The sequence below is a fragment of the Streptomyces sp. NPDC004327 genome, from assembly GCF_042873935.1.
GTDB lineage: Bacteria > Actinomycetota > Actinomycetes > Streptomycetales > Streptomycetaceae > Streptomyces.
Genome location: NZ_JBIAME010000002.1, coordinates 396,994 through 416,684 on the forward strand (window position 1 = coordinate 396,994; position 19,691 = coordinate 416,684).

Genomic DNA, 19,691 nt, shown 5'->3' on the forward strand with positions numbered 1-19,691 from the left:
CAATCCGTTTCTCCCAGTGGACACCCGAAAAGAAGAACCCGAAAAGAGGAGGGGCGGGCGCTCGGCGCCCGCCCCTCCCGGAATCCGGTTCCGTATCCGGCTCCGTTACGGGGTGACCTTCTCGATCACCACGCTGCCGGTGCCCGCGGCGGTGCCGCGCGCGTTCAGCAGCTGGACCTGGCCGAAGAACTGCCGGCCCTCGGGCGCGGCGCCGTTCACGACGACCTGGGCGGGCACCTGCGCGGTGCCGCCGTTGGCCAGCTGGACCGGGGCCTGCTCGTCGACCTGGACGGAGCCCAGCGCGGCCGAGTAGTACACGTCCTTGTAGTCGAACGTGGTGCCCTCGGCGGACGGCACGTTGTAGCCGTCGATGACGACGGTGTAGGTGCCGGCGGCGGGCTTGACCAGGGACACGGACTCCTCGGAGTCGCCGTCGGCGGACTGGCCGACCTTCTGGTCACCGAGCTTGACCGTGAGGTCGAGGTCGGCGGCCAGGTCGGAGCTGTTGCCGATGGCGATGTCGAGGCGCTCCACGCCCTCGCCGATGGTGACGGTCCTGATCTGCTGCTCGTGGTGCTTGATGGTCGGGCGCTCGGTCTTCAGCGAGCCGAGCGGGCCGCCCTTCAGCCGGCCGTCGAGCGCGGCGAAGCCGTTGGTGACCTTCCAGTCCACGGCGGTCGGGGTGCCGACCTTCGCCTCGGGGACCGAGCGGACGGCCGGGTCGAAGGTGGCGCCGAGCACGGACACGCCGAGCGTGAACGGGTTGTCCAGGTCCGGCGAGGTGCGCCGGGCCTCGACCTCGATCTCCCAGACGCCCGGGGTCGGGTCGGTGTAGGAGCGCAGGTCGGGGCGGCAGGTGTTGGCTGGGTTGTAGTGCGGGTAGCACACGGTGGACGCGGTCGACTCCAGGGCGACGCCGTACGGGTGGACCGAGATGAACCGGGTCTGGCTCAGCTCCTTCAGCCCGCCGAGCGAGACCTCGAGGGACTTGGCGCCCTTCGGCACGGTCACGAAGTACGACTTCGTGCTGTTGCGCTGCACGGAGCCGCTGGCGCTGAAGCCGTAGCCCGGCGCGGTCAGGTCGGCCGAGACGACGGTGGTGGCGAGGATCTGCTTGTCGACGCCCTCGGTGTCCTCGTCGTCGGCCTCCAGGATCACGCTGTGCACGCCCGCGGTGGTGGGGCGGGCCTGGAGACGGACGGTGACCGGCTGGTTGAGCGGCAGCTCGATCTCGTCGTCGCCGAGGATCCGGTAGGTGCCGTCGTTGTACTTCAGGTCCAGCGTGTGCTCGATCGGCCGGTCGGGGCCGTTCGTGCGCGTGATGGTGACGTCGTAGACCTTCTTCTGGCCGACCTTGAGGCCGCCCTCGCGGTCGTACACACCGGTGCCGGTGTGCGGGGCCGGGAAGATCGCGGTGTCGACCGGGGCCTGCACCGTGTAGTCGTGGGCGGTCGCGCCGTCCTTGATCGACTCCCAGGCGTCCTCGATGTCGATGAGGCCGGAGCCCTGCTCGTGGGCCGCGACACCCGGGATCCGCCTGGCGGTCGAGGTGAGCGCGGTGCGCAGGGTGAGCGGGGAGAGCGCGATGTGCTTCTGCTTGGCGGCGGAGATCAGCAGCGCGCTCGCGCCCGCCGCCTGCGGCGAGGACATCGAGGTGCCGTTGAGCATGCCGTAGCCGGCCGGCAGGGCGTAGCCCGCCTCGGCGACGCCGGCGCCCGGCAGCCAGGTCGGGATGGTGTTCACGGCCGAGCCCGGCGCGGTGATCGTCGGGGTGAAGCCGCCGTCCTCGCGCGGGCCGCGCGAGGAGAAGTTGAACATCGCGTACGGCTTGGTCACGGCCGAGCCGTAGTTGGCGGCCCAGGTGTCCTTGGAGATGGCCGCGCCGACCGAGATGACCTTGTCGGCCAGGCCGGGGTCGCCGATCGTGTTGATGCCGGGGCCCTCGTTGCCGGCCGAGATGACCAGCTGGACGCCGTAGGTGTCGATGAGCCGCGTGTAGAGGCGCGAGCGCACGTTGTCGCCGTCGTTCTGCGCGGGCAGGCCGCCGATCGACATGTTGACGATGTCGACGCCGCGGTTGGCGACGAGGTCGATCATGCCCTCGGTCAGCGCGGTGTTGGTGCAGCCGCCGGTCCAGGTGCAGGCACGCATGGAGACGATCTTCGCGCCGGGCGCGGCGCCGCTCATCTTCCCGCCGAACAGGCCGTTGGCGGCGGTGATGCCGGCGACGTGGGTGCCGTGCTCGGACTCGACGAGACCGATGTTGACGAAGTCGGCCTTCTTGCCGATCCAGTCGCCCTTCAGCGGGTCCATCGGCACGTCCTTGCGGATCTGCACGACGAACGGGGTGCGCTCGACGACCTCGGTGGCCGGGTCGTCGGTGCCGAAGTAGCCGATCTGGTAGCCGTCCTTGTACGGCTTCATCGGCTCGTTGTTCGTGAAGTCGCCGTCCTGGTCGGTGTCCACGCGGACGGTGCCGGCGACCGGGTCGTACAGCATGCCGAAGCGGTCGGTGGTGTCGCCGTCGCGGTTGATGTCGCCCTTCGGGTCGCCGCCCGCGGTGACCGACTCGCTGAACCGGCTCCACTGGTACGCGCCCTCCGGCGCCTTCCAGCTCTGGCCGCCCGCGGTGAAGACGGGGCCGGAGACCGGGGTGATCTGGGCGCGCCAGGTGCCGTCGGACTCGGTCAGCGGGTCGGTGGCGGTGACCCAGTCGACGATCTTGCGCTCGCCGGTGGTGGTCTTCTGCAGGGCCGGGTGGCCGAGGTCGACACCGGAGTCGAGGATGCCGATGGTCACGCCGCGGCCGTCGGCCTTCGGGTGCTCCTGGACGAAGCCGACCGCACCGGTCTCGAAGGACGGGTTGTACGGGTTCTTCGCCGGGGTGGCCTTCCCGGGCGCCGGGTAGGTCTGCGGGACGGTGGTGCCGTCGACGGCACCGGTGGCGCCCGCGTCCGGGGTCGGGTCGTCGAGCTTGACCTCCGCCTGGAGGTCGACCGACTGGACCGAGGACAGCTTGGTGGCCGCCTTGATGGCGGCGCCGGCCTTCTCGGTGGGCAGGGTGGCGCGGACGTAGCCGAGCTTGTCGTCCTGGCGGCCGACGGAGCCGCCGGGCACGGCGTCGAGCTGGCCCGCGACCTGCTCGGTGGCGCCGGGCGCGGTGGCCACGAGCACGGTGACGGTCGGCTTGCCGGCGGCCTCGGCCTCGGACAGGCGCTGGGCGTCGGTGGCGCCGAGCTTGTCGGCCGGGTCGGCGGTCTTCGCCGTGGAGCTCGCCGGGCCGCCGGCCGCCGGGTCGTCGACGGCCAGGACCGGGGCGGCACCGGCCGCGACGAGCGCGGTCACGAGCCCGGCGGCGGCCGCGATGCGGGCCGCGCGTCTGGTCCCGGTGGTCGAGCGCCCGGGTATGGAGCTCTGGTTTTCGGGGGTGGTCATTTACATCCCTGTGATGAAGGAGAGGGTCCGGAAATCGGTACCGGATGACCGCATAGCTTTTCGTAAATGACCGTGTTTTGGGGAGAGTTATCGGGCGCCGGAATGCGTCCGTGGCACACATCCGCCAGTGCGGAAGCTGCGCCACTCGGGACGAATCCCCCCTCGGACAGGCCCAAGGCGGCGTCCGTAAAGTCGATTGGCCGTTGGTCCGTTCGTGGTGCGTCGACCTGAACTGACGGATGAGTCGTGGGCGTCGATCGCTCCGGTGCTGGTCCGGCGGGAACGCCGGCGACTGCACCCAGTTCGAAGCGGTCATGGACCGGATCCGCATCGCCCGGCCGGGCCGGGGCGGCGGATCAGGGTCGGGCGGGCCCTAGCTGTCCTTGGTGCGGGCGTAGTGGCGCGAGGCCTTCGCCCGGTTGCCGCAGGCCGCCATCGAGCACCAGCGCCGGGTGCCGTTCCGTGAGGTGTCGAAGAAGTGCAGGATGCACGCGTCGTGGGCGCACTTGCGGATCCGGTCCGGGGCGGCGCGCAGCAGGTCGAGGTAGTCGCGGGCGGCGATCCAGCCCGGCCCCCAGGCGGCGTCGGCGAACTCCGGCTCCTCGCCCGGCCCTTCGGCGGTCAGGATGGCCCGGATGCGGCCGTGGCCGAGGACCGCGTCGACCTCGGCGGTGGCCGCGGGGTCGCCGGGCCGGTCGACGACGGCGGCGAGGGCGTCCCGGGCGGCGAGGGTGTGGCGCAGGGTGGTGGCGTCGGCGGCGAACCGCGTGTCGAGACCGTTGGCGGCGAGCCAGACGGTGAGGCCGGCGGGGTCGGTGAGCAGGTCCTGGTGCACGCCGTCCGCGATCCAGCGGGTGTTGAGCAGGTCCAGGGAGACGGGTTCGCCGGTGAGCGGCCGCGGGTCGGAGACGGTCATGGCGGGCGCCCTCCCGATGGTTGATCCCTGGCTAACCCCTCAAGAGTACGTGACAGGTTGCACCCGACCTGCCTAACCCTTAAAGTCGCATTGAAGGGTTAGCCCCCGCTCGGGGTGGACCACCAAACGAGGGGAACCGCCATGTCGTTCAACGGAACGCTCGCCTTCGGTCACGTCGGTCTCAACGTCACCGACATCGAGCGCTCGCTCGCCTTCTACGGGGACGTCCTCGGCTTCGAGGTCCTCGGCGAAGGAAAGGAGGAGGGGCGCCGCTACGCCTTCCTGGGCCGGGGCGGAAGCCTCGTCCTCACCCTGTGGCAGCAGGCCGAGGGCGGCTACGACGCCGGGCGGGCCGGCCTGCACCACCTCGCCTTCCAGGCCGATTCGATCGACGACGTCCGCGCTGCCGAGGCCGCCCTCGCCGCCCGGGGCGCCACCTTCGCGTACGAGGGCGTCGTCGCCCACGCGGAGGGCGCGGCGTCCGGCGGAATCTTCTTCCACGACCCGGACGGCACGCGCCTGGAGATCTCGGTCCCGCAGGGCGCCGAGGACGCCGAAGCCCCCTCGGGCCAGGCCCCGACCTGCGGATTCTTCTAACCCGCAGTCGCGCGGCCGCTCTGTCACGCAGCCGCGCGGCCGCCCGGGGGCCCGGCACCGCCCGTACTCCGACGAACCCGCACCCACCCTGGAGGTCACGATGACCACCGCCTACCGCGCCGGATCCCTCGCAGTCCAGGACCGCGTCGGCGTCCGCGACCTCGCCGAGCACGTGGGCCGCTCGATCGGCCCCGGCATCCGTCCGGTCGCCGCCGCGTTCCTGGAGCAGCAGCCGATGCTCGTGCTCGGCGCCGCGGACCCGGCCGGCCGGGTCTGGGCCGGCCTGCTCACCGGCCGGCCCGGCTTCGCCCGGGCCGTCGGCCCGCACGCCGTCTCCGTCGCGGGCGGCTTCCCCGCCCGCGATCCGCTCGCCGGCGCCGTCACCGCCGACGGCACCCCCGTCGGCACCATCGCGCTCGACCCCCGCACCCGTCGCCGCATGCGCCTCAACGGCACCGCCCGTCCCAGCGCCCGCGGCATCGTCATCGCGGCCGAGCAGGTCTTCTCCAACTGCCCGAAGTACCTCCAGAAGCGCGAGCTGCACGGCTTTGCCGAGGAGCCGGGCCCACGGGCCGGTGCCGTGCGCTACGGCACGGCGCTCACCACCGGCCAGCGGCGCCTGGTCCGCACCGCCGACACCTTCTTCATCGCCACCGCCGCGGCCGACGGCGTGGACGCCAGCCACCGCGGTGGCAACCCCGGCTTCGTCGAGCTCGTCTCGCCCACCGAACTGAGCTGGCCCGACTATCCGGGCAACGCCATGTTCCTCACCCTCGGCAACCTGGAGTCGGACGGCCGCGCGGGCCTGCTCTTCCTCGACTGGCGCACCGGCACCACCCTCCAGCTCTCCGGCTTCGCCCACACCGAGTTCGGCCCCGAGGGCCGCGCCGTCCGCTTCCGCCTGGACACCGTCGTGGAGACCCCGGGCGGCAGCCCCCTGCGCTGGTCGGCCCCCGAGTACTCCCCGGCCAACCCACCCCTCCCGAAGGGCCGACGATGACCTCCGCCCCCGCTCCTGCCGCCGCGCCCGACCGGCCCCGGCCCCGCGTCCTGCTCGCCTCCACTGCCGTCAGCGTCACCGCCCTGCTCCTGCTCGTCGCCGTCGGCACCCTCTTCCACGAGCCCCTGCTCATCCCGCCGCTCGCCGCGAGCATGGCCCTCGTGGCGGGCACGCCCGACCTGCCGCTCGCCCAGCCCCGCTCCGTCCTCGGCGGCCAGCTCCTCTCCGCCCTCACCGGCTTCGCCGTCCTCGCCGTCACCGGTCCGGGTCCGTGGGGTGCCGCCCTCGCGGGCGGCCTCGCCCTCGGCGTGATGTCCGCCGCCCGCACCCCGCACTCGCCGGCCGCGGCGACCGCCGTGATCGTGACCCTTCAGGATCCGCCGTTCCGGTCCTTCCTCGCCCTGCTCGCCCTCGCCTCCCTCCTCCTCGTCGCCACCGGTCTCGCCGGCGCCCGCCTCTCGGGCCGCCGCTACCCCGCGTACTGGCTCTAACCTCGGTCCATGAGGACCGAGTTGAGGGTGGCGGCCTACGCCGTGTGCGTACGGGGCGGCCGGACGCCGGGCGGAGAGATACTCCTCGCCCGCTGGGTGGCGCGGGACGGGGTCAAGCGGTGGACGCTGCCCGGCGGCGGGATGGACCACGGTGAGGATCCGGTCGACACCGTCGTGCGGGAGGTGGCGGAGGAGACCGGCTACGCGGCGGAGCCCGTGGCGCTGCTCGGGATCGACTCGATCCGGCGCAACTGGCTGCGGCGGCTCGGCGGGCCCGGGGACTGGCAGGGGCTGCGGATCGTCTACGAGGCACGGATCACCGGCGGCGAGCTGCGCTACGAGACCGACGGCTCCACCGACCTCGCCGCCTGGCATCCGCTCGACGCCGTGCCCGGCCTCGACCGGGTCGAACTCGTCGACATCGGGCTGCAGTTGTGGCGCGACCGGCCGCCGCTCGGCCGCTCGTCGCTCAGCGATCCGGCGAACGGCTGAAAACGGCTCAACCGTCACCCGGACGGCAGAACGAGGCTCAACCAGACCCCGGCCCCCCGTGGTCCCCTCCCGTGACCGGTCGACCGACCGGCGCACATCGCACGGGAGTTCACATGTCTGCCGCACGCACCGCGCGCACCGCCCGTACCGTCCTCGCCGCAGCGCTCGTGGCTGGCCTCGCCGGCGGGGTGCTCGCCGCGCCCGCCTTCGCCGCCGCCCCGCCCGGGCCGTCCCACACCGCCACCCAGCAGGCCCTCGACGCGGCCGTGGCCGAGGGCGTGCCGGGTGCGGTGGCCAAGGCCCGCGACGGCAAGGAGCGCTGGACCGGCACCGCCGGCGTGCGCAAGGGCGAGGACCGCTTCCGGGTCGGCTCCATCACCAAGACCTTCACCGCGACCGTGCTGCTCCAGCTCCAGGCCGAGGGCCGCATCGACCTCGACGACCCGGTGGAGAAGTGGCTGCCCGGCGTCGTCCGGGGCAACGGCAACGACGGCCGGAAGGTCACCGTCCGCAGGCTGCTCAACCACACCAGCGGCATCTACAGCTACACCGCCGACCCCTCCTTCCAGCAGCGGGTCTTCGGCCCGGCGTTCCTGGAGCACCGCTACGACACCTGGACGCCCGAGCAGCTCGTCGCGATCGCGATGGAGCACGCGCCGGACTTCGAGCCCGGCGCCTCCTGGGAGTACTCCAACACCAACTTCGTGCTCGCCGGCATGGTCATCGAGAAGGTCACCGGCCACTCGTACGAGAGGGAGGTGGAGCGGCGCGTCATCAAGCCGCTGAAGCTGCGTGCCACCAGCGCTCCCGGCACCGACTCCCGGATGCCGCAGCCCAACTCCGGGGCGTACTCCAAGCTCCGGCGCGACACCACCGGGCCGACGTACGACGTGACCGACCTGAACCCGAGCATCGCCGGCGCGGCGGGCGAGATCGTCTCCGACGCGAACGACCTGCAGACCTTCTACCGGGCCCTGCTCAAGGGCCGGCTGCTGCCGCCCGCCGAGATGAAGGAGATGACCGACACGGTCGCGACCGGCCGCGGCACGGACGTCCGCTACGGGCTCGGCCTGTTCCAGCAGAAGCTGAGCTGTGGCAAGGAGATCTGGGGCCACAGCGGCGGGATCCACGGCTCCAGCTCCCAGGCCGTGGTCACCCGGGACGGCGAGCACTCGCTCGCCGCGAACTTCAACGCCGACTGGACCGGCGACAGCCAGGCCCTGATCGACGCGGAGTTCTGCGGTACCGCCCCGAAGAAGCAGTAGCGCTCAGCGGGGCAGGACGACCACGTAGGCGGCCGGGTGCCGGTCCGGCGCGGCCATCAGCGCCGTACGGACCACGGTCGCCTGCTGGTCCATCGCCTCGCGCAGCTTGCGCGGGGTGATGTGGACGACGGTGATGCCGAGCCGCTCCAGGTGTTCGCGCTTGCGCGTGTACTGCGACCACAGCGCGTCGTCGTCCTGCCGCGGCGCCCGGGTGTCCAGCTCCACCGCGACCGCCTGGTCCGGCCAGTAGGCGTCCACACCGCCGAGGTGCGGGCCGCCGGGCAGCCGCAGGTCCACGTTCCACAGCGGGTCCGGCAGCGTGAACTCGCGCACCATGTCGTACAGCCGCTGCTCGGCGATCGCGCGCCCCTCGGCGAGCAGCGAGTCGACCGCGTCCACGACGTGGGGGCGGGTGAGCAGCCGGGCCCGGTTCAACTCCCGTACCACCGCGCCCGGTTCGCAGTGGCCGCCGCTGACCGCCTCGGTGAGCAGCCGGCGCACCACGGCCGCGTCGTCCAGTGCCGACACGGCGTCGGCGAGCGCCCGCTCCACCGGGGCCACCGGCAGCGCGTCGATCTCGACCGGCGCCGGCGGCTGGGCGGCCCTCACCACCCGGACGAGACCGGTCGAGCGCAGCCGGCGGGTGCGGGGCACCAGGACGTCGACGCGGTCGACCAGGCCGCGCGGCGGGGCGGCGGCGAAGCGGTGCAGGGAGAGCGCGGCGAGCCCGGTGATCATCGCCTCGGCGCGGGCGTAGCGGATGGCCTCCCGGAACCGGTCGGCGCCGGCGCGGGGGAGGGGGGAGGGGGCACTGGGGGAGGTGTCGTGGTTCATGCCGACGGTCTTCCGTCGTTCGGCGCTCAATTAACCGCTGTTACACGGCCGTCGACATTTAGGGACAACCCCGCACTAAAGTACGCGCGTTCGAGTGCCGAGGTACGAGGGCCCCCGGCGGTGCGTCACCGCCGGGGGCCCTCGCGCTCACGCCACTACGCGGCGCGCGCGTCGCACTCCTGCGCCCGCAGCGCCCGCGCCAGGTCGTCGCGGGACTCCAGGACGAGGCGGCGCAGCGCCGGGGCGGCGTCCGCGTGCGCGGCCAGCCACGCGTCCGTCGCCGCCAGCGTCTCCGGGCGGTCCTGGAGGCCCGGGAACAGGCCGCGGACCACGTCCATGCCGATCTGGATGGACCGCTCCGCCCAGATCCGCTCGATCACCGCGAAGTACTTCTCCGCGTACGGCGCGATCAGCTCGCGCTGCGAGGGCTGCGTGAAGCCCGAGATCGTCGCCTCCGCCAGGGCGTTCGACAGCTGGTCCGACTCGACGACCTGCGCCCACGCCTGCGCCTTGACGGCGGCCGACGGGCGGGCGGCCAGGCAGCGCACCTGGTGCCGCTTGCCGGAGGCCGTGTCGTCGCGGGCCAGCTCGGCGCCGATCCGGGCCTCGTCGGCGCGGCCGTGCGTGGCCAGCGGCGACAGGAACGCCCAGCGCAGCTCCTGGTCGACCTCGAGTCCGTCGATCGCGGCCGAGCCGTCGAGCAGCCCCTCCAGGAGCTGCAGGTCGGCGTCCGCCGAGGCCGCGGCGGCGAAGAAGTGCGCCCAGGTCAGCTGGTGCTCGCTGTCCGGCTCGGCGAGCCGCAGCTCGCGCAGGCCGCCCTCGGCGAGCTGCCGCCCGCCCTCGGCCCGCCAGGCCGGAGCCGCGTAGTGGGTGACGGCCGCCTGCGCCTGGGCGTGCACCATCTGGAGCACGCCGATGTCGGTCTCGCGGCCCGCGAAGTCGAGCACCACGCGCACGAAGTCGCGCGCCGGCATCAGTCCGTCGCGGGTCATGTTCCACAGCGCCGACCAGGCGAGGGCGCGGGCCAGCGGGTCGGTGATGTCGCCGAGGTGGGCGCGCAGGGTGGCGAGCGAGCCCTCGTCGAAGCGGACCTTGCAGTAGGTGAGGTCGTCGTCGTTGACCAGGACCAGGTCCGGCTTCTCCTCGCCGGCCAGCTCGGTCACCACCGTACGGGCGCCGGTGATGTCCGTCTCGGTGCGCGCGTAGCGCACGAGGTCGCCGCCCTCGATGCGGTAGAGGCCGACGGCCGCGCGGTGGGGGCGCAGCTCGTCGCCGTCCTGGAGGACGGCGAGCTCGGTGATCCGGCCCTCGGCGTCACAGGTGACGGCCGGGGTGAGGGAGTTGACGCCGGAGGTCTGCAGCCAGGACTTCGCCCACGCCTTCATGTCCCGGCCGGAGGTCTCCTCCAGGACCGCGAGCAGGTCGGCGAGGGTCGTGTTCCCGTACGCGTGGCGCTTGAAGTAGCGGCGCGCGCCCTCCAGGAAGGCGTCCCGGCCCGCGTACGCCACCAGCTGCTTCAGGACCGAGGCGCCCTTGGCGTAGGTGATGCCGTCGAAGTTCAGCTTGGCGTCCTCCAGGTCACGGATGTCGGCCGTGACCGGGTGCGTGGACGGCAGCTGGTCGGCGCGGTACGCCCACGCCTTGCGGTTGTTGGCGAAGGTCACCCACGCGTTGTTGAAGCGGGTCGCCTCGACCAGCGAGAACGAGCCCATGAAGTCGGCGTAGGACTCCTTCAGCCACAGGTCGTCCCACCACTCCATGGTGACCAGGTCGCCGAACCACATGTGCGCCATCTCGTGCAGGATCGTGTTGGCGCGGCGCTCGTACGCGGCCTGGGTGACCTTGCCGCGGTAGATGTACTCCTCCTTGAAGGTGACCATGCCCGGGTTCTCCATGGCGCCGAGGTTGTACTCGGGCACGAAGGCCTGGTCGTACTTCCCGAAGGGGTACGGGTAGTCGAAGTGGTCGTGGAAGAAGTCGAAGCCCTGCTTGGTGACCAGGAAGACGTCGTCCGCGTCGAAGTGCTTCGCGAGCCCCTTGCGGCACATCGCGCCCAGCGGGATCTCCAGCTCGGTGCCGTCGGCGAAGGTGCGCGTGTACGTGTCGGTGACGTAGTGGTACGGGCCGGCCACCACGCAGGTGATGTACGTGGAGATCCGCGCCGTCTCCGCGAAGCGCCACACGCCGTCGGCGCCCTGCTCCCCGGCGCCGTTGCTCCACACCGTCCAGCCCTCGGGCGCGGCCACCTCGAAGCGGTACGGGGCCTTCAGGTCGGGCTGCTCGAAGTTGGCGTACACGCGGCGGGCGTCGGCCGGCTCGTACTGCGTGTAGAGGTAGACCTCGCCGTCCTCCGGGTCGGCGAAGCGGTGCATGCCCTCGCCGGTGCGGCTGTAGGCGCACTGGGCGTCGACCACCAGCACGTTGTCGTCGGCCAGGCCGTCGAGTGCGATCCGGGCGCCGTCGAAGACGGCCGCGGGGTCGAGCGCGCGGCCGTTGAGCGTGACCGCGGTCACGGAGGGCGCGATCAGATCGGCGAAGGTCGCCTCGCCCGAGCCCGTGCGGCGGAAGCGGATCGTGGTCACGGAGCGGAAGGTGCGCACGCCCTCGCCGGCCTCGCCGACCGCCGAGCGCAGGTCGAGGAAGACCTCGTACCCGTCGACGGACAGCAGCTGGGCCCGCTCATGGGCCTCGTCGCGGGTCAGGTTCTCACCGGGCACGGTCACTCCACTCCTTCGTGCCACACCGTCGTGGCGCGTTCGAAACAGCACCGATCCTCCCATGTGCGGCTGACACCGAACAGGCGGGAATGCGGCGGGGCCGCTGCGACGTTGCGCCTTTCGGCGCAACACCGATCAGCAGAGGCCGTGTCCGAGCAGGCCGTATCCGAGGAGTCACATGTCCGAGAGCAGGACCACCGCCGAGTTCTTCTTCGACCCGCTGTGCCCGTGGGCCTGGATGACCTCCCGCTGGATGCTGGAGGTGGAGAAGGTCCGCCCCGTCGACGTGCGGTGGAAGGTGATGAGCCTCGCGGTCCTGAACGAGAACCGCCTCGACGAGGTGCCGCCGGAGTACCGCGAGATGCTGGAGACCCAGGCCTGGGGCCCGGTCCGCGTCGTCGTCGCCGCCCAGCAGCTGCACGGTGACGAGGTCGTCGGCAAGCTCTACACGGCCCTCGGCACCCGCTTCCACAACAACGGCGAGGGCCCGACCCGCGAGGCGATAGCGGGCGCCCTGAAGGACGTCGGCCTGCCCGAGAGCCTCGTCGACTACGCCGACAAGGACACCTACGACACCCAGCTGCGCGCCTCCCACAAGGAGGGCATCGACAAGGTCGGCCAGGACGTCGGCACGCCCGTGATCTCCGTCCCCGGCCCGGACGGCGACGAGGTCGCCTTCTTCGGCCCGGTCGTCACCCCGACCCCGCGCGGCGAGGCGGCGGCGCGGCTGTGGGACGGCACGCTGCTCGTGGCGTCGACGCCCGGCTTCTACGAGATCAAGCGGACGCGCACCGAGGCGCCGAGCTTCCACTGACGCCCCCGCTGTGCAGACGGCCCCCGCAGTTCACGTCACTGCGGGGGCCGTCCTCTTTACCGCCTGCCCGGTGAAGGTTGAGAAGACGATCACGAGCAGGAGCGCGTCGGCCGGGCGGTCAGAAGGAGATCAGCGGGACGGACGCCTTCGCCGCCGCGTAGCGCCGGCTCACGTCCTGCCAGTTGACGACCTGCCACATGGCGTCGATGAAGTCGACCTTCTGGTTCTTGTACTGGAGGTAGAAGGCGTGCTCCCAGGCGTCGAACACCAGGATCGGGACCGAGCCCTGGCCCACGTTGCCCTGGTGGTCGTAGACCTGCTCGACGATCAGCCGGCCGCTGACCGGCTCGTAGGCGAGCACGCCCCAGCCGGAGCCCTGGGTGGTCGCGGCGGCCTTGGTCAGCTGGGCCTTGAAGCGGTCGAAGGAGCCGAAGGACTCGGTGATCGCGTCCGCGAGCTCGCCGACGCCGTCCGCGGCCAGCGGCTCGCCGCCGCCCTCGCCGGCCTTCGGGCTCGCCATGTTGCGCCAGTAGATGGAGTGCAGGATGTGGCCGGAGAGATGGAAGGCCAGGTTCTTCTCCAGGCCGTTGACCGCTCCCCACTGGTCCTTGTCGCGGGCCTCCGCCAGCTGCTCCAGGGTGTCGTTCGCACCCTTGACGTAGGCGGCGTGGTGCTTGTCGTGGTGCAGCTCGATGATCTGCGGATTGATCACCGGCTCCAGCGCCGCGTAGTCGTACGGCAGCTCCGGAAGTGTGTAGATCGCCATGTGCCGAGCCCTCGCCCTTCGAACGACTGCAGAACCACTGCTGCTTATTGCAACCCATGTGCAAGTGCAGGCTAGCAGCAGTTGCTGATGAAGTTGATCAGCCCTTCGGCCTAGGACCACCCGGTCTGCTTCCGTGCGCTCCGCCAGTGGGGTCAATCGGTGCTGGGCGCCCAGGACCAAGATCAATAACGTGCGGGCATGCGACTCCCCCTCACGCTCGCCACGGCGACCCTCCTGCTCACCGCCCTCGCCGCCCCCGCCGGCGCCGCGCCCCCCGACGACTGGCAGCAGGTGGGCACCGACGCCCGCAGCGGTGTCAGCGGCCTCGCCTCCGAGGGCGCCGGCAGCGACAGCGCCCTGTTCGTCAACGACAACAAGCGCCCCGGGCAGCCGCGGCTCTCCCGGGTCACCTACCGGGAGGGCGCCGTCGCCGTCGGGCGGCTCGCCTGGGTGGGGGCCGAGCCCAACGACCTGGAGGCGATCGCGGCCATTCCGGGGACGCCCGGCGAGTACCTGGCGCTCGCCAGCCGCGGCATCGTCTACCGCGTCAGGGTCGACGGCGCCACCGCGACCGTCGTCGACTACGCGCCGCTGCCCGCCATCGAGGAGGGCAACGACTACGAGAGCTTCGCGCTCGTCGCCCGCGACGGGAAGTTCGCCGCGCTGTGGGCCGACCGCGGCGACGGCCCCGGCCGGCCCGCCACGCTGTACGCGGCGCCGCTCACCTTCGCCTCCTGGGGCCAGCCGCTGTTCGGCACCGTCACCAAGCGCACGTACACCTCCGCCTACCCGGCGGGCGACGGCACCCGCCACATCTCCGACCTCGCGGTGACCGGCTCCGGCCGGATCCTCGCGAGCTCGGCGTCGGACGCGGGCGACGACGGCCCGTTCGACTCCGCCGTCAGCGACATCGGCCGGGTCACGCTCTCGGCCGCCGGCCGGGCACGGGTCACGCTCGCGCCGAGCCCGGTCCGGCTCGCCACCTTCCCCGGCTATAAGATCGAGGCCGTCGCCTGCCTGCCCGGCACCACCGACGCCCTGCTCGGCACCGACGACGAGAACCGCGGCGGATACGTGCGCAGCGCCCCGTACTGCGGAGCGTGATCCGGTCGCCGGACAACGCGCGGCGCCCCCGTCGAGCACTCGCTCGACGGGGGCGCCGTTTCCTGCGTCCGGCCGGGTCAGGCCTCCTCGGCCGCGGCCGTCGCCGCACCGGCGCGCGCCTTCTGCCGCACCACGCCGATCACCGCGAGCACCAGCGTCATCGCGCCCGTCGCGTACAGCTGCACCCGGGTGTCCTCCTCGCGGGCCATCAGGAAGAAGATGACCGCCATGCCGGCCAGGGCGACATAGGTCAGGCCCGGGTAGAGCCACATCCGCACGACCAGCTTCTCGGGCGCCTCGCGCTCCAGACGGCGGCGCAGCACCAGCTGCGAGGCCGCGATGAAGATCCAGACGACCAGGATCACGCCGCCGATCATGTTGAGCAGCCACGGGAAGATCTTGTCGGGCGACCAGTAGTTCAGGCCGACGCAGACGAAGCCGAAGAAGCAGGAGGCGAGCACGGCCAGGCGCGGCACGCCGCCGGAGACCTTGCCGAGCAGCTTCGGGCCGAGGCCGCGGTGGACCAGGGAGAAGGCGATGCGCGAGGAGCCGTAGATGTTCGCGTTCATCGCGGAGAGCAGGGCGATCAGGACGACGACGTTCATGATCTGGCCGGCGCCCGGGATGCCCAGGTGGTCGAGGGCGGCGACGTACGGGCCCTTCTCGGTGATGGCCTTGTCGTTCCACGGGATGAGCGTGACGACGACGGCCATCGAGCCGATGTAGAAGAGCGAGATGCGCCACATCGCGGTGCGCACGGCCCGGGCGACGCCCTTGACCGGGTTGTCGGACTCGGCGGCCGCGATGGTGACCGTCTCCATGCCGCCGTACGAGAACACCGAGGCGAGCAGGCCGATGACCAGGCCCTCGCTGCCGTTGGGCAGGAAGCCGCCCTTGCCGAACAGGTTGGCGGTGCCCGGGGAGTCGGTGCCGGGCAGGACGCCCGCGACGGCGAGGACGCCGAGGCCGAGGAAGAGCGCGATCGCGCCGACCTTCAGGGCGGCGAACCAGAACTCGAACTCGCCGAAGTTCTTCACGGCCGCCAGGTTGGTGCCGCAGAAGACCAGCATGAAGAGCGCGACCCAGGCCCACTCGGGCGTGCCGGGCAGCCAGCCGGTGACGATCTTCGCCGCGCCGATGCCCTCCAGGCCGACGGCGACGCTGAGCAGCACCCAGAACGACCAGCCGGAGGCGAAGCCGGCCCAGGAGCCGAAGGCCCGCTCGGCGTGCGAGGAGAAGGAGCCGGACGAGGGGTACGCGGCCGACATCTCGCCCAGCATGCGCATCACGAGCATGACGAGCAGACCGGAGAGCGTGTACGCGAGGACGATGGACGGGCCGGCGGCGGCGATGCCGGCGCCGGAGCCGACGAACAGGCCGGCGCCGATGACGCCGCCGAGGGCGATCATCGACAGATGACGCTGCTTGAGGCCATGACCGAGGCCATCGGCGGGGGCGGTCGCGCCGTCCTTGCGGTCGGCCGGCGCGGGCGCGGTGGTCCGAGACATGGGCGAACCCTGTTCACTAGCTGAGACGGGGAGGGTGGCCCACAGTGTGTGGGCCCGCACCGCTCACAGGGAACAGCCGTCCGCTATACGGTCACGACCTTCACACAAGGTGAAGATCTAACCCCGCTTCGTGCCCGCCGTGTCCGCCGTGTCCGTGGTGTCCGGCGTGCCTGCCGTGCCTGCCGCGTCCGTCGTGCCGCGGAGTTCGCGCAGCCACGCCACCACCAGCACCGCCGCCGTCGCGCCCGCCGACCACAGCACCTGCGGGCGCGAGCCGTCGTCGAGCAGCATCAGGACGACGACCGCGGCCATCGCGGCGAGCGCGAGCCAGGTCAGCCACGGGAAGCCCCACATGCGCAGGGTCAGCTTCTCGGGCGCCTCGCGCTCGATCCGGCGGCGCAGCCGCAGCTGCGAGACCGCGATCAGCGCCCACACGAACAGCAGTACCGCACCGACCGCGTTGAGCATGTAGAGGAAGACGGAATCCGGCCACTTCAGATTGAGCAGCACGGAGACGAAGCCGAACGCCACCGACGCGAGCACCGCCCTGCGCGGCACGCCGCCTCCCGACACCTTCAAGAGGCCCCGCGGCGCCTCGCCGCGCTCGGCCAGCGAGAAGACCATGCGGGACGAGCCGTACAGGTTGGCGTTGAGCGCCGACAGCAGCGCCACGAACACCACCACGTTCATGATCTGCCCGGCCCCCGGCACCCCGATCGCGTCCAGGACCGCCACGTACGGCGACTCGCCCGGCTTGATCGCGGTCCACGGCAGCAGGGTGACGATCACCAGCATGGAACCCACGTAGAAGAGGAGGATCCGCCACACCGCGCTGCGCACCGCCCGCGCCACGTTGCGCGCCGGGTCGTCCGACTCGGCCGCCGCGATCGTCACGACCTCCAGGCCGCCGAAGGCGAAGACGACGGCGAGGACGCCCGAGACCACGCCCGACCAGCCGTTCGGCAGGAAACCGCCCTGGCCGGTCAGATTCGCCAGGCCCACCGGGTCGGTGTCGGGGAGCAGACCGGCGATGGCGAGGACACCGAGCCCCAGGAAGAGGACGATCGCGCCCACCTTCAGGGCGGCGAACCAGAACTCGAACTCGCCGAAGTTCTTCACCGCCGCCAGGTTCGTGGCCGTGAACACCACCATGAACAGCAGCACCCAGCCCCACTGCGGGATCCCGGGCACCCAGCCGTGCGCGATCCGCGCCGCGCCCGTCGCCTCCACGGCGAGGACCACGACGAGCAGGAACCAGTACAGCCAGCCCACCGAGAAGCCCGCCCAGCGGCCCAGCGCCCGCTCCGCGTGCACCGAGAACGCGCCGGAGGCCGGCATCGCCGCCGACATCTCGCCGAGCATCCGCATGACCAGCATCGCGAGCGCGCCCGCGATCAGGTACGAGACGACGATGCCGGGACCCGCGACCGCGATGCCCGCGCCCGAACCGACGAAGAGCCCCGCGCCGATCACCCCGCCGAGGCCCAGCATCGTCAGATGACGCTGCTTCAGACCGTGGGAGAGCGGCTCCTGTCGCGACTCCTGCGGCGACTTCCGTCCGGGAGAGAGGGACGACTGCGGGGAGGGTGGGGCGTCGTGCATGTGGGGGCTCGCGCTCCTCGGTTGTTTATGGGGACTCCACAGTCTCTCCGGTGACCGGTCGTTGGCGCAAAAGGGATGTCCCGGCGGGAGTTACCCGTGACGAGCGTCACGTGGCGAGCGGCGTGAACCAGGGACTTTGTTTGATCTCCACGAAGGGCTCGCCCTGTGCTTTGTGGGCGGCTGACCGTGATCGACCGTTCACTCCTGGCATACGGTCGACTCTGCCCCTGTCCCCTCTCACCCGCGGAGTACCGATGAGCACCGCCGCCGCCCCCGTCTCCTCCCTCCGTACCGGTACGGTCCTCGCCGACCTGATCCCGGCGAGCCGCGTCCGCGACCTCGCGCTCGTCGCCGGCGGCGCCGTCCTGACCGGCCTCGCCGCGCAGCTCACCGTGCCCGTCCCGGGCTCCCCGGTCCCGGTCTCCGGCCAGACCTTCGCCGCCCTGCTCGTCGGCACCGCGCTCGGCGCCCGCCGCGGCTTCCTCTCCCTCGGCCTGTACGCCGTCGCCGGCATGGCGGGCCTGCCGTGGTTCGCCGAGGCGTCCTCCGGCTGGGCGATGCCGTCCTTCGGCTACATCCTCGGCATGCTGCTCGCCGCCACCGTGGTCGGCGCCCTCGCCCGCCGCGGCGGCGACCGCTCGGTGCTGCGCACGGCCGGCACGATGGTGCTCGGCTCCGCGATCATCTACGCCGTCGGCGTGCCGTACCTGGCCCTGGCCACCGGCATGACCCTCGGTCAGGCGGTCGCCGCCGGCCTCGTCCCGTTCCTCATCGGCGACGCGCTCAAGGCGGCGCTCGCGATGGGCGCGCTGCCGGCGGCCTGGAAGCTCGTCGGCCGCAAGGGCTGACGGCCTTCCCGCATCACCCGGAGAGGTTCGCGGGGTCGAGTTCCGACTCGACCGCCGCGAGCCTCTTCGCCGTTTCGGCGCCGTAGAGCCCCTCCCGGCGCTCCCCGTCGCCGAACACGAAGTTGACCGCCCTCCCGAGCGTCCGCGGGGCGAGAGCCCGCTCCACGCGCGCGTGGAGCTCCCGTACGGGCCCGGGGCCGTCCTCGCCGAGCGGGTAGAGCGCGCGCACCAGCCAGGCCGCCTCGCGGTACGGGACGGAGTTCGGCGCGGCCGGCGCGTCCGCGAGCGCCCCGCCCAGGTGGTTGAGCTGCACGACGGCCATCCGCCCGGCCGCGGGACCGGTCAGCCGCAGCACCTCGGCCAGCGCCTCCTCGTCCAGGGCGTCCAGCAGGATCCCGTCGCCCCAGTAGGCGTGCGGCGTCTCGGGGTCGGCGTGGATGGTGGGGCTCTCGGTGTACGGCATCTCGCGCAGCGAGTCCGACATCACGGGCCCGAGCGCCCGCAGCGGCGCGACGAGCCGCTCGCCCTCGGCTGTGCTCCCGGAGTATCCGGTGCACGCGACCCGCACCGACAGCACGTACCGGCCGCGCAGGTGCGGCGGCAGCGCCGGCAGGTCGGGGTAGACGAGCGCGGCGAGCGAGGAGGTCACGGTCGCGGGCAGCGCCCGGGCCCAGCGGAGGTAGCCGCGCAGCACCTCGGCCGGGGCGGCCTCGGCGCCGTCGAAGGCGATCGAGCCGCCGTAGAGCCGGGCGACCGGCACCAGGTCCACGGTCACGGCGGTGACCACGCCGAACCGGTGTGCCGCGCCGCCGCCCAGCACCGCCCAGAACAGCTCGTCACCCGGGACGAGGTGCCGCGACTCGCCGTCCGGCGTCACCAGGTCCAGCGAGCGGACGTGGTCGGCGGCCCAGCCGTAGGTGCGTCCGAGGATCCCGAGCCCGCCGCCGAGCAGGTAGCCGACCACGCCGACGCCCGGCGAGGAGCCGTTGAGCGGCGCGAGCCCGTGCGGCGCGGCGGCCGCCACCACCTGTCCCCAGCGCGCCCCGCCGCCGATCCGCGCGGTGCGGGCCTGCGGATCGACGACGACCTCGTCCAGGGCGCTCGTGTCGAGGAGGACGCCGCCGTCGACGGGGCCGGCGAGCCCGTGCCCGGTGTTGGTGACGGTGACGGCGAGGCCGTGCGCGGCGGCGTGGCGGACGGCGGCGCGGACGTCGTCGGGTCCGGTGGCGGCGACGAGACGGCCGGGCGCGACGGTGAAGGCGGTCTGGAACATGGAAAGGCTCTCCGTTCCCGAGGTGGTCG

The 19,691-nt window shown here is 72.4% G+C and carries 16 protein-coding genes and 1 pseudogene; 9 read left to right on the plus strand and 8 right to left on the minus strand.

Going from position 1 to position 19,691, the window contains the following annotated elements:
• Nucleotides 1–105: 105 nt before the first annotated feature.
• Nucleotides 106–3,435 carry a S8 family serine peptidase gene (locus tag ACFYU9_RS07800; RefSeq protein ID WP_389343555.1) on the minus strand — a complete coding sequence of 1,110 codons (3,330 nt, stop codon included), beginning with the start codon at nucleotides 3,433–3,435 and terminating at the stop codon, nucleotides 106–108.
• 196 nt (nucleotides 3,436–3,631) lie between these two features.
• Here ACFYU9_RS07800 and ACFYU9_RS07805 point away from each other — a divergent pair.
• Nucleotides 3,632–3,742: pseudogene (locus tag ACFYU9_RS07805) on the plus strand (IS5/IS1182 family transposase); the annotation flags it as partial.
• Nucleotides 3,743–3,808: 66 nt separating this feature from the next.
• Here ACFYU9_RS07805 and ACFYU9_RS07810 read toward each other — a convergent pair.
• Nucleotides 3,809–4,351 (minus strand): CGNR zinc finger domain-containing protein, encoded by a 543-nt coding sequence (locus ACFYU9_RS07810; protein ID WP_389206202.1) that lies wholly within the window; start codon nucleotides 4,349–4,351, stop codon nucleotides 3,809–3,811.
• 141 nt (nucleotides 4,352–4,492) lie between these two features.
• On the opposite strand from ACFYU9_RS07810, the gene ACFYU9_RS07815 reads away from it, so the two are divergent.
• The 5 genes from ACFYU9_RS07815 (at nucleotide 4,493) to ACFYU9_RS07835 (ending at nucleotide 8,196) form a co-directional block, all read left to right on the plus strand.
• Nucleotides 4,493–4,948, plus strand: coding sequence for a VOC family protein (locus ACFYU9_RS07815; protein ID WP_389206200.1), 456 nt, complete (start codon nucleotides 4,493–4,495; stop codon nucleotides 4,946–4,948).
• A gap of 100 nt (nucleotides 4,949–5,048) precedes the next feature.
• Nucleotides 5,049–5,948 carry a pyridoxamine 5'-phosphate oxidase family protein gene (locus tag ACFYU9_RS07820; RefSeq protein WP_389343558.1) on the plus strand — a complete coding sequence of 300 codons (900 nt, stop codon included), beginning with the start codon at nucleotides 5,049–5,051 and terminating at the stop codon, nucleotides 5,946–5,948.
• A complete protein-coding gene (locus ACFYU9_RS07825) occupies nucleotides 5,945–6,439 on the plus strand; it encodes an HPP family protein (RefSeq protein WP_389343561.1) in 495 nt (164 codons plus the stop codon). The genes ACFYU9_RS07820 and ACFYU9_RS07825 overlap by 4 nt, the downstream gene beginning before the upstream one ends.
• Nucleotides 6,440–6,448: 9 nt before the next feature.
• Nucleotides 6,449–6,931: an NUDIX hydrolase gene (locus ACFYU9_RS07830; RefSeq protein ID WP_389343564.1), complete on the plus strand. Its 483-nt coding sequence runs from the start codon at nucleotides 6,449–6,451 to the stop codon at nucleotides 6,929–6,931.
• 113 nt (nucleotides 6,932–7,044) lie between these two features.
• Nucleotides 7,045–8,196: a serine hydrolase domain-containing protein gene (locus tag ACFYU9_RS07835; protein WP_389343567.1), complete on the plus strand. Its 1,152-nt coding sequence runs from the start codon at nucleotides 7,045–7,047 to the stop codon at nucleotides 8,194–8,196.
• Nucleotides 8,197–8,199: 3 nt separating this feature from the next.
• Here ACFYU9_RS07835 and ACFYU9_RS07840 read toward each other — a convergent pair whose 3' ends face one another.
• Together ACFYU9_RS07840 and pepN are read right to left on the minus strand one after the other, a co-directional pair.
• On the minus strand, nucleotides 8,200–9,030 hold the full coding sequence (locus ACFYU9_RS07840) for a hypothetical protein (protein WP_389206739.1): 831 nt from the start codon (nucleotides 9,028–9,030) through the stop codon (nucleotides 8,200–8,202).
• A 155-nt stretch (nucleotides 9,031–9,185) separates the two neighbouring features.
• Nucleotides 9,186–11,747, minus strand: a complete 2,562-nt coding sequence (gene pepN / locus ACFYU9_RS07845) for an aminopeptidase N (RefSeq protein WP_389343570.1) — start codon at nucleotides 11,745–11,747, stop codon at nucleotides 9,186–9,188.
• Nucleotides 11,748–11,925: 178 nt separating this feature from the next.
• Here pepN and ACFYU9_RS07850 point away from each other — a divergent pair, with 178 nt between their 5' ends.
• Nucleotides 11,926–12,561: a DsbA family protein gene (locus ACFYU9_RS07850; RefSeq protein WP_389206186.1), complete on the plus strand. Its 636-nt coding sequence runs from the start codon at nucleotides 11,926–11,928 to the stop codon at nucleotides 12,559–12,561.
• A 118-nt stretch (nucleotides 12,562–12,679) separates the two neighbouring features.
• Here ACFYU9_RS07850 and ACFYU9_RS07855 read toward each other — a convergent pair whose 3' ends face one another.
• Nucleotides 12,680–13,327, minus strand: coding sequence for a superoxide dismutase (locus tag ACFYU9_RS07855; RefSeq protein ID WP_389343573.1), 648 nt, complete (start codon nucleotides 13,325–13,327; stop codon nucleotides 12,680–12,682).
• Between the two features lie 198 nt (nucleotides 13,328–13,525).
• Here ACFYU9_RS07855 and ACFYU9_RS07860 point away from each other — a divergent pair, with 198 nt between their 5' ends.
• Nucleotides 13,526–14,431: a hypothetical protein gene (locus ACFYU9_RS07860; RefSeq protein WP_389343576.1), complete on the plus strand. Its 906-nt coding sequence runs from the start codon at nucleotides 13,526–13,528 to the stop codon at nucleotides 14,429–14,431.
• 77 nt (nucleotides 14,432–14,508) lie between these two features.
• Here the strand turns inward: ACFYU9_RS07860 and ACFYU9_RS07865 are convergent, their stop codons facing one another.
• Both ACFYU9_RS07865 and ACFYU9_RS07870 read right to left on the minus strand, forming a co-directional pair.
• The gene (locus tag ACFYU9_RS07865; RefSeq protein WP_389343579.1) at nucleotides 14,509–15,939 is read right to left on the minus strand and encodes an amino acid permease; all 1,431 of its coding nucleotides are present in this window, start codon (nucleotides 15,937–15,939) and stop codon (nucleotides 14,509–14,511) included.
• Between the two features lie 117 nt (nucleotides 15,940–16,056).
• A complete protein-coding gene (locus tag ACFYU9_RS07870) occupies nucleotides 16,057–17,541 on the minus strand; it encodes an amino acid permease (RefSeq protein ID WP_389343582.1) in 1,485 nt (494 codons plus the stop codon).
• 254 nt (nucleotides 17,542–17,795) lie between these two features.
• Between ACFYU9_RS07870 and ACFYU9_RS07875 the strand changes: the two genes are divergently transcribed.
• Nucleotides 17,796–18,389: a biotin transporter BioY gene (locus ACFYU9_RS07875; RefSeq protein WP_389343585.1), complete on the plus strand. Its 594-nt coding sequence runs from the start codon at nucleotides 17,796–17,798 to the stop codon at nucleotides 18,387–18,389.
• Between the two features lie 13 nt (nucleotides 18,390–18,402).
• Here the strand turns inward: ACFYU9_RS07875 and ACFYU9_RS07880 are convergent, their stop codons facing one another.
• The gene (locus ACFYU9_RS07880; protein ID WP_389343588.1) at nucleotides 18,403–19,662 is read right to left on the minus strand and encodes an FAD-binding oxidoreductase; all 1,260 of its coding nucleotides are present in this window, start codon (nucleotides 19,660–19,662) and stop codon (nucleotides 18,403–18,405) included.
• Nucleotides 19,663–19,691 lie beyond the last annotated feature (29 nt).

Excerpts from the sequence above, each read along its gene's own strand:
- ACFYU9_RS07800 (WP_389343555.1), bottom strand. The coding sequence starts at position 3,435 with ATGACCACCCCCGAAAACCAGAGCTCCATACCCGGGCGCTCGACCACC.
- ACFYU9_RS07810 (WP_389206202.1), bottom strand. The coding sequence starts at position 4,351 with ATGACCGTCTCCGACCCGCGGCCGCTCACCGGCGAACCCGTCTCCCTG.
- ACFYU9_RS07815 (WP_389206200.1), top strand. The coding sequence starts at position 4,493 with ATGTCGTTCAACGGAACGCTCGCCTTCGGTCACGTCGGTCTCAACGTC.
- ACFYU9_RS07820 (WP_389343558.1), top strand. The coding sequence starts at position 5,049 with ATGACCACCGCCTACCGCGCCGGATCCCTCGCAGTCCAGGACCGCGTC.
- ACFYU9_RS07825 (WP_389343561.1), top strand. The coding sequence starts at position 5,945 with ATGACCTCCGCCCCCGCTCCTGCCGCCGCGCCCGACCGGCCCCGGCCC.
- ACFYU9_RS07830 (WP_389343564.1), top strand. The coding sequence starts at position 6,449 with ATGAGGACCGAGTTGAGGGTGGCGGCCTACGCCGTGTGCGTACGGGGC.
- ACFYU9_RS07835 (WP_389343567.1), top strand. The coding sequence starts at position 7,045 with ATGTCTGCCGCACGCACCGCGCGCACCGCCCGTACCGTCCTCGCCGCA.
- ACFYU9_RS07840 (WP_389206739.1), bottom strand. The coding sequence starts at position 9,030 with ATGAACCACGACACCTCCCCCAGTGCCCCCTCCCCCCTCCCCCGCGCC.
- ACFYU9_RS07850 (WP_389206186.1), top strand. The coding sequence starts at position 11,926 with ATGTCCGAGAGCAGGACCACCGCCGAGTTCTTCTTCGACCCGCTGTGC.
- ACFYU9_RS07855 (WP_389343573.1), bottom strand. The coding sequence starts at position 13,327 with ATGGCGATCTACACACTTCCGGAGCTGCCGTACGACTACGCGGCGCTG.
- ACFYU9_RS07860 (WP_389343576.1), top strand. The coding sequence starts at position 13,526 with ATGCGACTCCCCCTCACGCTCGCCACGGCGACCCTCCTGCTCACCGCC.
- ACFYU9_RS07865 (WP_389343579.1), bottom strand. The coding sequence starts at position 15,939 with ATGTCTCGGACCACCGCGCCCGCGCCGGCCGACCGCAAGGACGGCGCG.
- ACFYU9_RS07870 (WP_389343582.1), bottom strand. The coding sequence starts at position 17,541 with ATGCACGACGCCCCACCCTCCCCGCAGTCGTCCCTCTCTCCCGGACGG.
- ACFYU9_RS07875 (WP_389343585.1), top strand. The coding sequence starts at position 17,796 with ATGAGCACCGCCGCCGCCCCCGTCTCCTCCCTCCGTACCGGTACGGTC.
- ACFYU9_RS07880 (WP_389343588.1), bottom strand. The coding sequence starts at position 19,662 with ATGTTCCAGACCGCCTTCACCGTCGCGCCCGGCCGTCTCGTCGCCGCC.